Here is a 13,288-nt window from a genome sequence, read left to right as displayed (position 1 = left end):
AATGTCAGTTTTGCAACCATTACATTATATCATAATAGAGTCTTGCACGAAAATCAATGATACTATGTATTTTGTTCAATCTCACGAATGTCTTTGACAAGTGGTATAATCGCATCTTTGGCTACTGAAAACAATGATTCTATGATTTCTTCCTCAACTTCCATGCCCATCATTTCGTTGGAATAGAGGTAGCAGGCCGCTGCCCACAGCTTTGGCTCATTAGGTTCAAGAGATCGAGGGAATATCGTCAGGACAAAATGATTCCAAACTTGCCATGCAACGTCTTCCAAGGATGGATTATTGGATGCCAAGACATCCTCTAATAGCTGTTTTACACTATCCGAAAATTCATTATAAAATAGTGCTTCATTTAAATCAACTGTATATGTGTTGCCAAATTTTATGATATTAACGGACTCTTGATACCCGTTTTCTTGTAAGGCTTCTAAGACTAAGCTTTTAAGAAACCCGTCGGCGTCACTTTTTAAATACTCGATCAGCGCCTGACTAACAACACCAAAATCTCTTGCTTTTTGTATAGCCGCAAGTTGATGATCATACTGAGTGCTCTGTAAGCCTATGGCGATGCTATCAGCGATCTTGGATGGATCGTCCTGAGAGTGCTGAAAATTCTCTTGAACGCCTTCAATATTCGCTTCTATCACTGGTTCATCAGCTCTTTGTTGGGAAAAATATTCCAGTTGTTGTAAGGTTTGACGGATATCTGTCGGCACGTCATTTTCACTTAATACGGCTTCAATGAGTGTTAACACCTCTTGATATTCCTTCATTTGAATGAGAACAGTGATATGCAGTTTTAACACATCATAGTAATGCCCAATATCTCTTTTCATCATCTCTTTGGTTAAATCGCGTGCTTCTTTATAGAAGCCGAGTTCTACATAGCACACAGCCAAACCATAGGCTGCCTGCGGATGCTCGGGATCGATGTCATGAAGCTGCTTAAATAAGTCGAAGGCTTCACGATATTGTTTGTCCTTTAAAGCCGCAATCCCTTTATCAAGCAAGCGAACAGATAGGTTTGGAAAATGGACAATATTACCGTCCTTATGTAAACGCATGGGTCCATCCCCCACTTCCTTAACTCATGATAGCTTCTTACAGTTTAGCAGGTTCATGTAGACAACACAACGTACAAGTGTGCAGGGAGTCGTTCGAACCGTTCATAAATAGGCCACGTATATATCAAATGAGCAACGGCCTTCATAGCCGTTGCTCATTTGAAAGATTGCTTCCCAATTATCTTTTGTTTAAAAAAGTCCTTAAATCATGTTTTTATAGTGCAGAGGAGGCATGTCACAGTGTAAAAAATGTGCATTTTTTCTGAGGTGGCGCAAGAGGGTGCCTTTCGACTAGAAAACTATACTAAAAGGAGATGCTCACAAAACCTCTTGTGAGCATCTCTTATCTATTCAATCCTTAATTAATTATCGTTAGTAATAATTATGTAAGTAGACAATGGCGTCCCAGAAGGGATTCGAACCCCTGACCGACGGCTTAGAAGGCCGTTGCTCTATCCTGCTGAGCTACTGGGACGTATTAAATGAATGTCATTTGTGCTTCCAAAATCCCGCTCTAGCCTCTTCTAGAAATCTCAATGATGCTTTTCGGCTAGTGCGCTGTCGCTTATCCATGATGCGGATTCGATCGTGCTGAGCTACTGGGACGTGATTACACTATTTATTGATCCGTTTCATTAACTTGTATGCTTTACGTATTATTATAAAATCAAATGGAGCGGGTGATGGGAATCGAACCCACGACCAGAGCTTGGAAGGCTCTTGTTTTACCACTAAACTACACCCGCACACATATTAGCGACAATAATAACTATAGTGTATCTTTCCTATTCTGTCAATAGAAATTATAGATTTTTATCACCCCTTAATACAGATTAAAGCTTGTAACTTGCCGTGAGCGCTTCGACCGCTCGTCCACTTACATCATAAAAGTTGACGGTTAAAGTCTGCACCCTCTTTTCCCAGGTTGCAATAGCATAGGTCGCTTCACGTCGTCCCCGTGGCAAACGAATACTCCCTGGGTTGATCCATACACACCCGTTAGCTTGCCCTGAACCAGCAAGATGAGTGTGACCAAAGCATACGATCTTGGCTCCAGCTTCCTCAGCTTTATATAACAGATTCATCTCGGTCATCTTAACATTGTATAGATGACCATGCGTGACAAAAATCTTGTGGTCATCCAAATCAATGACAAGGTTGTTAGGAAACCCTGCACTTGGCACATCGCAATTACCAGCAACCACTTTATAGCCTGTCAATACTGGATGATGCGATGCAAGCTCCGAATCTCCACAATGAATCATGATGTCAGCATCCTGATGACGTTGAGATAAGGTATGTAACTCGTCCTCTAAACCATGACTATCACTCACAATTAAGATTTTCATTTCAGAAACTCCTCTTTGATTGTCGGCCATATGACTTGCAGCTCCTTCATCGCCATCGCCCTATGACTCAGCTTATTTTTTTGCTCGCTCTCAAGCTCAGCGAAGGTCTTTTTAAATTCAGGAATGTAAAAAATCGGGTCGTAACCAAAGCCAAGTGTTCCTGTAGGCTGTTGCGCAATAAGTCCGTGACACTCTCCTTTAACAAAACGGGTTGGAATATTTGGGGCGCTAATGGAAAGTACACAAGTAAAATGGGCGGTCCTTTGCTCAAAGGGAATCTCTTTCAGTTCCTCTAGTACTTTCGCAATATTTGCCTCATCCGCTTTGTCTTCCCCAGCGTAACGGGCAGAATAAACCCCTGGTCTCCCATCAAGAGCATCGATTTCTAATCCTGAATCATCTGCGATGGCTACAGTATTATAAATTTTTGCAATAGCCTCCGATTTCAACTGGGCATTTTCATAAAAGGTAGTGCCCGTCTCTTCAACATCAATGGCGTCCGGAAAATCAAGCAATGACTGAATTGTCAATCCAAAAGGGTGGAAGAGCTTTTGAAACTCTTCTATTTTCCCTTTGTTTTTTGAGGCAATAATAATACGGTTCATTTTGAAGCCTCCCGATGATCTGGTAAAGTAAATGCACCAATAATAGACTTTTGATAATCGATCAATTCGTTGATACCTTTTTTTCCCAAAGCAAGCAGTTCAGCTAATTGTGTTTCTGAAAATGTCGCCTCTTCGCCAGTTCCTTGGATTTCTACAAATTCTCCCTTTCCTGTCATCACGAGATTCATGTCGACTTCTGCTGATGAATCTTCCATATAGCATAAATCTAATATCGCTCCATGCTTTTGATCAATCCCAACAGAGGTAGCGGCTAAAAAAGTTTTGACGGGCATTTTACTAATTGAGCCTTTCTCAATGGCCTTTTTGAAGGCAAGAATCATCGCAACAAAAGCCCCTGTAATCGAAGCGGTTCGCGTCCCTCCATCTGCTTGAATGACATCACAATCAATCCAAAGTGTTTTTTCGCCGATTGCCGAGAGGTCCACAACTGAGCGTAAGGCGCGACCAATCAACCGTTGAATTTCCATCGTGCGCCCCGAAACCTTTCCCTTGCTAGACTCTCTTATATTTCTTTGCTCCGTTGCTCTAGGAAGCATCGCATATTCAGCAGTAATCCACCCTTTGCCTTGACCACGCATAAAAGGCGGAACACGGTCTTCGATAGAGGCATTGCAAATCACTTTTGTTTGTCCGACAGTAATTAACACAGATCCTTCTGGATGTATTGTAAAATTAGGTTCGATATGTATAGATCTAAGTTCATCATTCTTTCGTCCATCTTGTCGCATGCAGATCCCCCTAATTTGAGCTTTAATTTCAAAGGTTATGTATATTTCCTCAATTGGAAAAGAGGTAGCCAGGAGAGCTACCTCCACTACTATATCATATTTTTAAGAAAAAGTTTAAACCCCAGTCTTGTTAACATTAACGTTTGGAACACCTACAGGCTGTGTCAATGGCTTACCAGACTCTGTCACGACCTGTGTTTTTCCTTGCACCTCGATGGCCACCTTTGTAATAGCAGGTTGGTTAGTAAAGGTAAGCGCTAAGCAGTTAAGTGCTTCATCACTGACCACTTTTTTACTACTATCTGCATACAAATAATCATTAAAGTTTAAAGTCGCAACGCCTTTGTCATTAATCACTGGCTTATCCGTCAAGCTAACGTCTGAATTAAAAGGTGCTTGTAAGGTATTATCACCAATAGGCGTGTTCTTTAAAGCATCAATGAGCGCGGTATACTTATCTTCTGAATTGTCATAGCGCTCGGTCACCGGAACATAATAGGTGCTGCCTGTACTGCTTTTAGCTGTGTAGTAGACAATCATACTACTGCTATTGGTGATATCACCAGCGTAGTTTTTCTCAACGTTAATCCCATCCGCTCGAGTTAAGCCCTGCGTGGGGATTGGCGTTTTGGCAACAGGCATCTGTTGTAGTGACTTGCCATTCACGCTTAATTTGACACGCTTGATATTGTCGAACTGCGTCAGCGTCCATGTGATCGATTGCATGATTTTCTGTTCATCTGCTGCCTTATAATCTTCAAACTCCTTAGAAAAATCGGCATGAAGTGTGCCCTCTTTATCTAAATTAAGTGAGAAAGTTGTACCAGCTGGGATAACAGCTTGAAAGCCATCTGGTAAAATGTCTGAAACTGGTCCATCTTGAATCAAATAACTGAGAGCTTGTTTTGCCACCTCATTGCTTTGAGGCAAATTAAACACTTGAGGTGTCACATGTCCGTTAGCATCAACAAGATATAATTGTCTTGCTGCTGTTTTTTCGTCCGGTTTTTTCTTATTATCTTTATGCTCTGCAAGTTGTTTTAAGCTAACTTTATCTGCCATTGACTGCTCTTTGGAAGATGATGAGCTATTATTGTGAATCCCACACCCTGCCAGTGCTAACGGAATGATCATACACACTGTCAGTAGTGATGTTTTGCCCGGGATGCGCATGGGTTTCCCTCCTCTGATAGTTTGTACTACTATGTATACGAGCCACTGTCCAAATTAGACCAAGAACTTTTTTCAAAACCCCCGCCTCCTTTTCCCCTTTTATCGCTTCTGATATCTTCTCAGCATTTTCGTTTAAAGGAACGCTTATGTCAGCATTCACAGTCATGTCAACCGCCACTCCTTTGAAAGAATGCTATCCCTATAAAATAAAGCAATTAACCTGTAACAGTTCGTTTCCGCCAACATATTATAATTTTGACTAAACACCTTCCTCGCAGCTCTTTTGCTCGAGCAAGGAGGGGGAATTGTTGACAGAGAATTACCATCGTCCAAAGCCTTTATTAACTAAGAGGGAAAGAGAAGTTTTTGAACTGCTTGTTCAAGATAAAACGACCCGTGACATCGCTCAGGAACTTTTTATCAGCGAAAAGACAGTTCGAAATCATATTTCCAACACAATGCAAAAGCTTGGCGTCAAGGGGCGTTCCCAAGCTGTCGTTGAATTATTGCGTATTGGCGAGTTGGAACTCTAATGAACTTCCGGCTTTCTTTATATGAAAGCCGGTGTTCATTTTTTCCATAAGCTACTTCTCGTTTTAGGATTTTTTAGTCGAAATCAGTCTCATAGTCTGCTCCTTTCTCTCATCCCTGATCTCATAAAATGATATGAATAAGTACATAAATGCAAGAATTTTTCGTCTCAATATCCCTTAGCTAAAATTTCCCTGCCTTATTTGAAATTGTGTTAAAATAATAGAGGTTACTACTTTTTCCAACTCCACCTATAGACAATGAATCCAATGTATTGTCGAAATATAGAATGGGGAAAAGAGATTCTGCTCAGGAGGCGTAAAATGGCTGAAATAAACACAATGAGCCACGAAACAACTGCAAAAATCGAAAAGCAATTGCGCTGGATTTCTTCTGTAATTAAGGATACTGGTAGGCAGATGCTGACAGAATACAATATGACTCCTCCGCAATTTGTTGCCTTGCAATGGATTTCTGAAAAAGATGGGATAACAATCGGAGAGCTGTCTCAATACATGTTTTTTCCATTTAGCACGACTACAGATCTTGTCGATCGGATTGAAGAGCGTGGCTTTGTTAAACGCGCTAAGGATGAAAAGGATAAAAGAGTGGTTCGCCTTTTTTTATTGCCAAAGGGCAGAGAAGCAATTCAAGCTGTTATTCTGAAAAGGCAAGAATATCTAGAGAAGAAATTTGAAGATTTTACTGACGACGAGCTTCAGGAATTTCAACTTGGGCTCGACAAACTATACCAAGAGATAAAGAAAGATTTTTAACATGAATGAGGCGATCTTTTGAATAAGCCAATAGGTGTGATTGATTCTGGGGTTGGAGGACTAACCGTTGCCAAGGAAATTATTCGCCAACGCCCTAACGAATCCATTATTTATTTAGGGGACACAGCACGCTGTCCTTATGGACCACGGCCCAAAGAAGAAGTTAGAGAACTGACCTGGCGCATGGTTCACCATTTATTATCACAAGATATCAAGATGCTTGTCATTGCCTGTAATACGGCTACCGCAGTCGCTTTTGAAGAAATACGCGATGCCTTGCCCATTCCTGTAGTAGGCGTCATCAATCCTGGGGCTCGTTCAGCGCTTCAAGTGACTCGAAATTATAAAGTAGGGGTCATCGGCACAATAGGGACCGTCAATAGCAATGCCTATGTTCATGCCCTTCACGATATCCATCCAGACATTGAAGTGACGCAGCTTGCCTGCCCACTTTTTGTTCCACTGGTAGAAGCCGGAGATTTAAATAGCGCACAATGTAAAACAATCATTGAAGAATCCTTATTGCCATTAAAAAAGACTGACATTGATACTTTAATATTGGGCTGTACCCATTATCCGTTGCTGAAACCAGTGATTAGAGAAGTCATGGGAAAACACGTTCAGCTTATTGACTCAGCAAAGGAAACCGCCCGAGAAATGAGCACGATTCTCTCCCATAACGACATTGGGGCCCAAGAAGGCACTCCCCATCATCGCTTCTATACCACCGGTGGCAAGCAAGTCCTGCGCGAATTAGTCACGCAATGGCTCAAGCTTCAATCCAAAGTGCACAACGTCTCTATTTAGAAGAGTCTCATGCGATGGGAAGCCTTCTAAAAGGAGTATAGAGTGCAAAGGAGCATTCGTACTAATCGCATAATTTTCACTTTCTTATCCACCCTCTTAAGTGCAAGCTTCGAATATAGCTTGCACTTTTACTCTATTTAAAAAGCTTGCGTCTTCTTGAAGCGCAAGCTCATTTCATGATTCAACGATGTCGTCTTCCCCACCACACATCTCTTTTCTCAAGTGACCTTTATTAAGAACAACCGACCAAAGTCGTCCAGTCCTTGTCTAGGTATAGAGCATCATCATATATGGTAGATGCCCTTTGCAAGGCCAAGTGGATTGGAGCGGAAAGCCACTGCCGCTTAGCAAAAGAAGGATTCCACAAAACATCTACTAGAAAGGTGCTAGTAGATGTCACGCTGCAAATCCAATTATTAGTATTTTATCCAGCCATTCTGATCCAGCACTCATGAAGAGTGCGACAACATTAATATCCATGGGTTTCTTATTTTTCAAAATTTCAATCCACGCACTCATGAAGAGTGCGACGATAAAGAATTAAACAAGAGTGATAGTACCCTAAAATTTCAATCCACGCACTCATGAAGAGTGCGACAAGCGGTAGCGGATGCCGACAATTCCAAAGAAAGAATTTTAATCCACGCACTCATGAAGAGTGCGACATAGCAATGATACAGATATCACGATTAATAAAGTATTTCAATCCACGCACTCATGAAGAGTGCGACATTTCATTTTCTTTGTTTCCGGGGACTAAAAAATGATTTCAATCCACGCACTCATGAAGAGTGCGACCGCCCTTTTATTATTTTTGATCATAAGCCTAAGATATTTCAATCCACGCACTCATGAAGAGTGCGACACGAAAAGAATGGATCGTCTCCGTTGGTGCGATGATTTCAATCCACGCACTCATGAAGAGTGCGACGTCGGTATTGTTCTTATGATAATAGGACGAATAAAATTTCAATCCACGCACTCATGAAGAGTGCGACTGGCCTACGGTTTGAAAATAAAGACCGCATGGTTGGAATTTCAATCCACGCACTCATGAAGAGTGCGACAGGACAACGTGGACGAACGCTATTACTTGAGCGAGATTTCAATCCACGCACTCATGAAGAGTGCGACGCATTAGTCGCCATTAGTTAGCCTCCTTATATCTATTTCAATCCACGCACTCATGAAGAGTGCGACAGCGAAATTCAGCAAAAACATCCTAAAGAAATTGAATTTTTACTAATAAATTACTTTTATTTTACCATTAAAAACCATTAAAGGATATAAGAATAATAAAAATGGACATATATGTGGTGCGAATCTCCCTAGTATTTTATGTTCACTTCACATTCGCACCTAGATTCTCCATCTCTTAAAACGAGGATATAACATGATCTTCATTTCCAACAAGTTAGCAAAAAGATCGCTTGTTTTCAGATAAGCTTTTTAGAATGGACGTTTTGTTATTTGTGTGGGGCTTTTGTTAACTCGGCCTGCCCTTTGTTGCCCTCATCCCTAGATTCAGAAACTTATGCCTCGGATTTGTTCTCTTTTCGGTAGCTTCGGGTATTATTTGTTATTTTGGATGAGGTTTTTCTTAAATGGCCACGCTTTTCGTTCCTTTGCAATTGGCCTTTGTCTCTTGCCTACACCATTGGTTACGCTCACTCCTAATTTGGAAGCTTTCACTCTTGGTTTGTTGTCATTCGGATCATATTAGGAAGATCGTCAATACAGAGCAAGCATTCTGAAATGGAAAGCAACATCAGCCACAATCAACACCCAAAATTTTTTACTGTTTCACCATTTTGGTACGTCTCATGTGATTGTTCCACATCATATCCTTCGCTTTCCCTAAGCTTCAAGTGCCAGGTTCCACTTACACTATCGTCCACAACTGCATTAAAGTGATGCGTTTTGATTCATTAATAAGAAAAACCGAGCGGAAAAGCATGCCCGGTCCTTGTCTGACTATAGAGCATCATCCAATATGAAATGGGCTTCATTGCCTGCTCAAGTGGATGGGAACGCAAGGCGCGAGACTCGGAACCCTCTAAAATCGTGTGTTCCTCGGGCGCCGCTGACGCATGGTGCAGAGACTAGACTCCTGCGGAAAGTGGGAGATCAGTAAGACCTTAGCAGGCGAAGGCGCGAGGAGGCTTACCACTCCCCCGCAGAAAGCGAGCGGCCTGGAGCGAAAATCCGCACCGGCCTCATGATCAGAAATTTTATGCTTTCTTATCTTTCAACAAAAGACCCGCATCTATTATAGATGCGGGTCTTACACTATTAGCGGCTTCCGAAAAAGCTCTTAAGTGAGTGAATCGCTGCTTGACGGTTAATGGCAGCAATTGATGTCGTTAATGGAATACCTTTAGGACAGGACTGTACACAGTTTTGTGAGTTGCCACATCCTTGAAGGCCGCCTTCATCCATAAAGCTTTCTAGGCGTTCTTCTTTATTCATTTCACCTGTTGGGTGAGCATTTTTCAACTCGACTTGACCAAAGACGAAAGGTCCCATGAAATCTGTTTTACTGTTAACATTTGGGCACGCCTCAAGGCATACACCACATGTCATACATTTAGACAACTCATAAGCCCATTGTCTTTTATTCTCAGCCATCCGTGGTCCTGGTCCAAGATCATAGGTTCCATCAATTGGAATCCAAGCCTTAACTTTTTTCAAGGCATCGAACATGCGACTACGGTCAACTGCCAAGTCACGAACTACTGGGAAGGTGCGCATTGGCTCGACACGAATCGGCTGAGTCAGCTTATCGACGAGTGTACTACAGGCTTGACGTGGTTTTCCATTGATCACCATCGAGCACGCACCACATACTTCCTCCAAGCAGTTCATTTCCCATTGAGGTGGAGAGGTTTTTTCTCCATTTGCTTTAACGGGATTACGACGAATTTCCATCAAAGCCGAGATGACATTCATATTTTGTCTGTATGGAACTTCAAATTTTTCTTCGTAAGGGGTGGCGTCAGGTCCATCTTGTCTGGAAATGATAAAAACCACAGTTTTATTTTCAGCCATCCTCTATGCCCCCTTTTTAGTGTTTTGTAGTATAATCGCGTTTCCGCGGCTTGATTAATGAAACATCAACCTCTTCATATGAAAGGTCTGGTGCATTTTTAGAAGCATTGAATTTCGCTTTCGTTGTTTTTAACCATTCATCATCATTACGCTCTGGGAACTCTGGCTTATAATGCGCACCGCGACTTTCATTACGGTTATAAGCCCCTTGAGTGATCACTCGAGCAAGCTGGAACATATTCCAAAGCTGACGTGTAAAGGCTGCACCACTGTTTGACCACTTCGATGTATCATTCACGTTAATATTTTGATAACGCTCCATAAGTTCTTGAATCTTCTCATCTGTCTGAAGCAGCTTTTTATTTTCACGAACAACCGTAACATTATCTGTCATCCATTCGCCTAATTCTTTATGCAAGACGTATGCATTTTCTTTGCCATCCATCTTAAGAATATTATCGTATTTCTCTTGTTCGCGCACTTTATGTTGTTCAAATAAGTGAGATGAGATATCCTCAGTATGTTTATCAAGACCATTGATATATTCAACGGCATTTGGACCCGTGATCATTCCACCATAAATAGAGGATAGAAGCGAGTTCGCACCAAGGCGGTTTGCACCGTGATATTGATAATCACTTTCCCCACATACGAATAAGCCTGGAATGTTAGACATTTGGTTATTGTCTACCCATAGGCCCCCCATTGAATAGTGAACCGCTGGGAAAATTCTCATTGGCACTTTATGAGGATCCTCACCAACAAATTTTTCATAGATCTCAATGATACCGCCAAGCTTAACATCAAGCTCATGTGGATCCTTGTGTGAAAGATCAAGATAGACCATATTTTCACCGTTGATACCTAGCTTTTGATTAACGCAGACATCAAAAATTTCACGTGTCGCAACGTCACGTGGTACAAGATTTCCATAAGCAGGATATTTTTCTTCAAGGAAGTACCATGGTTTACCATCTTTATATGTCCAAACACGACCACCTTCACCACGTGCAGACTCACTCATCAAACGGAGCTTATCATCCCCTGGGATGGCCGTTGGATGGATTTGAATAAATTCACCATTTGCATAATATGCTCCTTGCTGATAGACCGCAGAAGCAGCTGTTCCGGTGTTAATCATAGAGTTTGTGGACTTTCCAAAGATAATGCCACAGCCGCCAGTTGCTAAAATAACGGCATCAGCAGCAAATGTTTCAATGTCCATCGAATGAAGATTTTGGGCAACAATGCCTCGACATACTTCTTCGTCATCAAGAACTGCTGATAGGAATTCCCAATATTCATATTTTTTAACTAAGCCTTTAACTTCCCAGCTACGAACTTGCTCATCAAGCGCATACAACAATTGCTGACCTGTTGTTGCACCAGCATAAGCGGTTCTATGTACTTGTGTCCCACCAAAACGACGAAAATCAAGAAGTCCCTCTGGTGTTCTGTTAAACATAACACCCATACGATCAAATAAATTAATAATATTTGGAGCTGCTTCACACATTGCTTTAACCGGTGCTTGGTTAGCTAAAAAGTCTCCACCATAAATGGTATCGTCAAAGTGTAACCACGGAGAGTCTCCTTCGCCTTTGGTATTGACTGCACCATTTATACCACCTTGTGCACAAACAGAGTGTGAACGTTTGACTGGTACGACTGAAAAAAGGTCGACATGTACACCAGCTTCAGCAGCTTTAATGGTTGCAAACAAACCTGCGAGTCCGCCACCGACGACGATGATTTTTTGATTACTCATTCAATTACACTCCTTACATCATTGCTACTGTATCTGGATTGACAAAGGCAAAGACGCTGCGAATACCGACAATGGCTAGTAATATGAAAATTATTACAGTGAGATAGGATGTATAGCGCTGTGATTTGGGCGTAACGATAATACCCCAGTGAACAAGAAAAGCCCACAACCCATTGGAAAAATGGTAAACAGCACAAAGAACACCCACAATATAGAAGGCGACCATCCAAGGATTATCCAAGATATTAGCCATCATTTCAAAATTGAGCTCAGTTCCGCGAAGCATCGCGATGCGCGTTTCCCAAATATGCCATGCTAAGAAAATGACTAGGAAAAGGCCCGTCCAACGCTGAAAGAAGAACAACCAATTTCGATAATAGCCAAAGCGTTTTACATTTGGTTTAGCTTGAAATGCAATATAAATACCGTATATTGCGTGGAACAAAAGCGGCAAATAAATGAAAACGATCTCTAACACTACAAGATAAGGTAATTTTTCCATGAAATTTGCTGCTTTGTCAAAAGCTTCAGCGCCTCTGGTTGCAAAGTAGTTGACAGTCAAGTGAACAACTAAAAATAGTCCAATTGGAATTAAACCCAGAAACGAATGAAGCCGGCGGTTAACAAAATCTCTACTTGCCATTAAAGTTCCCCCTTTACTTCAGGTTTTTTCCGGTTGCATATTTCTGAAATGATCCAAGCAGTTAAAGGGATACCCTTACATTTTCACGGAAAACAGTGAAAATAAAACCGATGATTGCTGCTTCCGTCCCTGCTGAATTAAATATTAAATATGTAACAAATACATTGTACTCCCAACAGTATAACCCGTCAAGAAATGAAGAATTCTCATATTTTGATAAAAAAACACATAGTTTAACCAGCCAAAAAGCGATATACTATAATCAGAAGGAGTTGGAACAGCCATGAAATTTGAGCACCCTCGTATTGAAACATATGGTGATAAACAAGTTCCCGCTTTCGGTTTTGAATTGTTACGAACTGTCCTGCTTCAAGAGCTGCTTGGCGAAGAAACCGAGCCGATCTTATACTGGTCAGGACGGAAGCTGGCTAGAGCGTATCCATGTGCAAATAATGACGAACTCATCCTCTTTTTTGAACGTGCCGCCTGGGGAACTCTTGAATTAGTCAGTGAAACGCGAGGCAAAATTAAATTTGAACTCAGATCCGATCTGATTGATGCCCGTTTTAAAAACAAAAGTGACTATCACTACTCACTCGAAAGCGGCTTTTTAGCTGAGCAAATTCAAACCATTAAAGGGTATACCGCTGACGCACAGGTCGAAGTCAAAGGAAGCCGAGACCGAAAAGTCACCTTTCTTATCGCTTGGGATTTAAAAGATCCCATAGAAAGAGCGTAAATTCACACAAAAAAGCAG

Annotated in this window: 12 protein-coding genes, 2 tRNA genes and 1 CRISPR repeat array; of the genes, 4 read left to right on the top strand and 10 right to left on the bottom strand. The window is 41.5% G+C overall.

Features of this window, described 5'->3' with window-relative positions:
- Positions 1 to 62 precede the first annotated feature (62 nt).
- The 7 genes from IEW82_RS10495 to IEW82_RS10465 form a co-directional block, all read right to left on the bottom strand.
- Positions 63 to 1,082 carry a tetratricopeptide repeat protein gene (locus IEW82_RS10495; protein WP_188693473.1) on the bottom strand — a complete coding sequence of 340 codons (1,020 nt, stop codon included), beginning with the start codon at positions 1,080 to 1,082 and terminating at the stop codon, positions 63 to 65.
- Between the two features lie 398 nt (positions 1,083 to 1,480).
- A tRNA-Arg gene (locus IEW82_RS10490) sits at positions 1,481 to 1,557 on the bottom strand.
- Between the two features lie 197 nt (positions 1,558 to 1,754).
- A tRNA-Gly gene (locus IEW82_RS10485) sits at positions 1,755 to 1,828 on the bottom strand.
- 87 nt (positions 1,829 to 1,915) lie between these two features.
- Positions 1,916 to 2,431, bottom strand: a complete 516-nt coding sequence (locus IEW82_RS10480) for a YfcE family phosphodiesterase (protein ID WP_188693469.1) — start codon at positions 2,429 to 2,431, stop codon at positions 1,916 to 1,918.
- Positions 2,428 to 3,036 carry an XTP/dITP diphosphatase gene (locus tag IEW82_RS10475; protein WP_188693466.1) on the bottom strand — a complete coding sequence of 203 codons (609 nt, stop codon included), beginning with the start codon at positions 3,034 to 3,036 and terminating at the stop codon, positions 2,428 to 2,430. Before IEW82_RS10475 ends, IEW82_RS10480 begins: the two co-directional genes overlap by 4 nt.
- On the bottom strand, positions 3,033 to 3,785 hold the full coding sequence (gene rph / locus IEW82_RS10470) for a ribonuclease PH (protein WP_188693463.1): 753 nt from the start codon (positions 3,783 to 3,785) through the stop codon (positions 3,033 to 3,035). The genes IEW82_RS10475 and rph overlap by 4 nt, the downstream gene beginning before the upstream one ends.
- A gap of 114 nt (positions 3,786 to 3,899) precedes the next feature.
- Positions 3,900 to 4,958, bottom strand: coding sequence for a GerMN domain-containing protein (locus IEW82_RS10465; RefSeq protein ID WP_188693460.1), 1,059 nt, complete (start codon positions 4,956 to 4,958; stop codon positions 3,900 to 3,902).
- A gap of 308 nt (positions 4,959 to 5,266) precedes the next feature.
- Between IEW82_RS10465 and IEW82_RS10460 the strand changes: the two genes are divergently transcribed.
- From IEW82_RS10460 to racE, 3 genes are all read left to right on the top strand, one after another.
- Positions 5,267 to 5,491, top strand: coding sequence for a helix-turn-helix domain-containing protein (locus IEW82_RS10460; protein ID WP_188497704.1), 225 nt, complete (start codon positions 5,267 to 5,269; stop codon positions 5,489 to 5,491).
- Between the two features lie 321 nt (positions 5,492 to 5,812).
- Positions 5,813 to 6,265, top strand: coding sequence for a MarR family winged helix-turn-helix transcriptional regulator (locus IEW82_RS10455; RefSeq protein ID WP_188693457.1), 453 nt, complete (start codon positions 5,813 to 5,815; stop codon positions 6,263 to 6,265).
- Positions 6,266 to 6,283: 18 nt separating this feature from the next.
- A complete protein-coding gene (gene racE, locus IEW82_RS10450) occupies positions 6,284 to 7,072 on the top strand; it encodes a glutamate racemase (RefSeq protein WP_188693455.1) in 789 nt (262 codons plus the stop codon).
- 499 nt (positions 7,073 to 7,571) lie between these two features.
- A CRISPR array of direct repeats spans positions 7,572 to 8,272; the repeat unit is 32 nt; unit sequence ATTTCAATCCACGCACTCATGAAGAGTGCGAC.
- 1,092 nt (positions 8,273 to 9,364) lie between these two features.
- On the opposite strand, the gene sdhB is transcribed toward racE, so the two are convergent.
- From sdhB to IEW82_RS10435, 3 genes are read right to left on the bottom strand one after another with little or no spacing between them, the layout of a single operon-like run.
- Entirely contained in the window at positions 9,365 to 10,120 is a 756-nt protein-coding gene (gene sdhB / locus IEW82_RS10445) for a succinate dehydrogenase iron-sulfur subunit (RefSeq protein ID WP_188693452.1), read from the bottom strand.
- Between the two features lie 16 nt (positions 10,121 to 10,136).
- On the bottom strand, positions 10,137 to 11,888 hold the full coding sequence (gene sdhA, locus IEW82_RS10440) for a succinate dehydrogenase flavoprotein subunit (RefSeq protein ID WP_188693449.1): 1,752 nt from the start codon (positions 11,886 to 11,888) through the stop codon (positions 10,137 to 10,139).
- Between the two features lie 13 nt (positions 11,889 to 11,901).
- Positions 11,902 to 12,531, bottom strand: a complete 630-nt coding sequence (locus IEW82_RS10435; protein ID WP_188693446.1) for a succinate dehydrogenase cytochrome b558 subunit — start codon at positions 12,529 to 12,531, stop codon at positions 11,902 to 11,904.
- A 283-nt stretch (positions 12,532 to 12,814) separates the two neighbouring features.
- Between IEW82_RS10435 and IEW82_RS10430 the strand changes: the two genes are divergently transcribed.
- On the top strand, positions 12,815 to 13,270 hold the full coding sequence (locus IEW82_RS10430; RefSeq protein WP_188693442.1) for a YslB family protein: 456 nt from the start codon (positions 12,815 to 12,817) through the stop codon (positions 13,268 to 13,270).
- Positions 13,271 to 13,288: the final 18 nt, after the last annotated feature.

Origin of the sequence: Pullulanibacillus camelliae (assembly GCF_014642655.1) — a bacterium.
Classification (GTDB): domain Bacteria; phylum Bacillota; class Bacilli; order Bacillales; family Sporolactobacillaceae; genus Pullulanibacillus; species Pullulanibacillus camelliae.
This window is presented reverse-complemented; position numbering and strand designations above follow the sequence as displayed.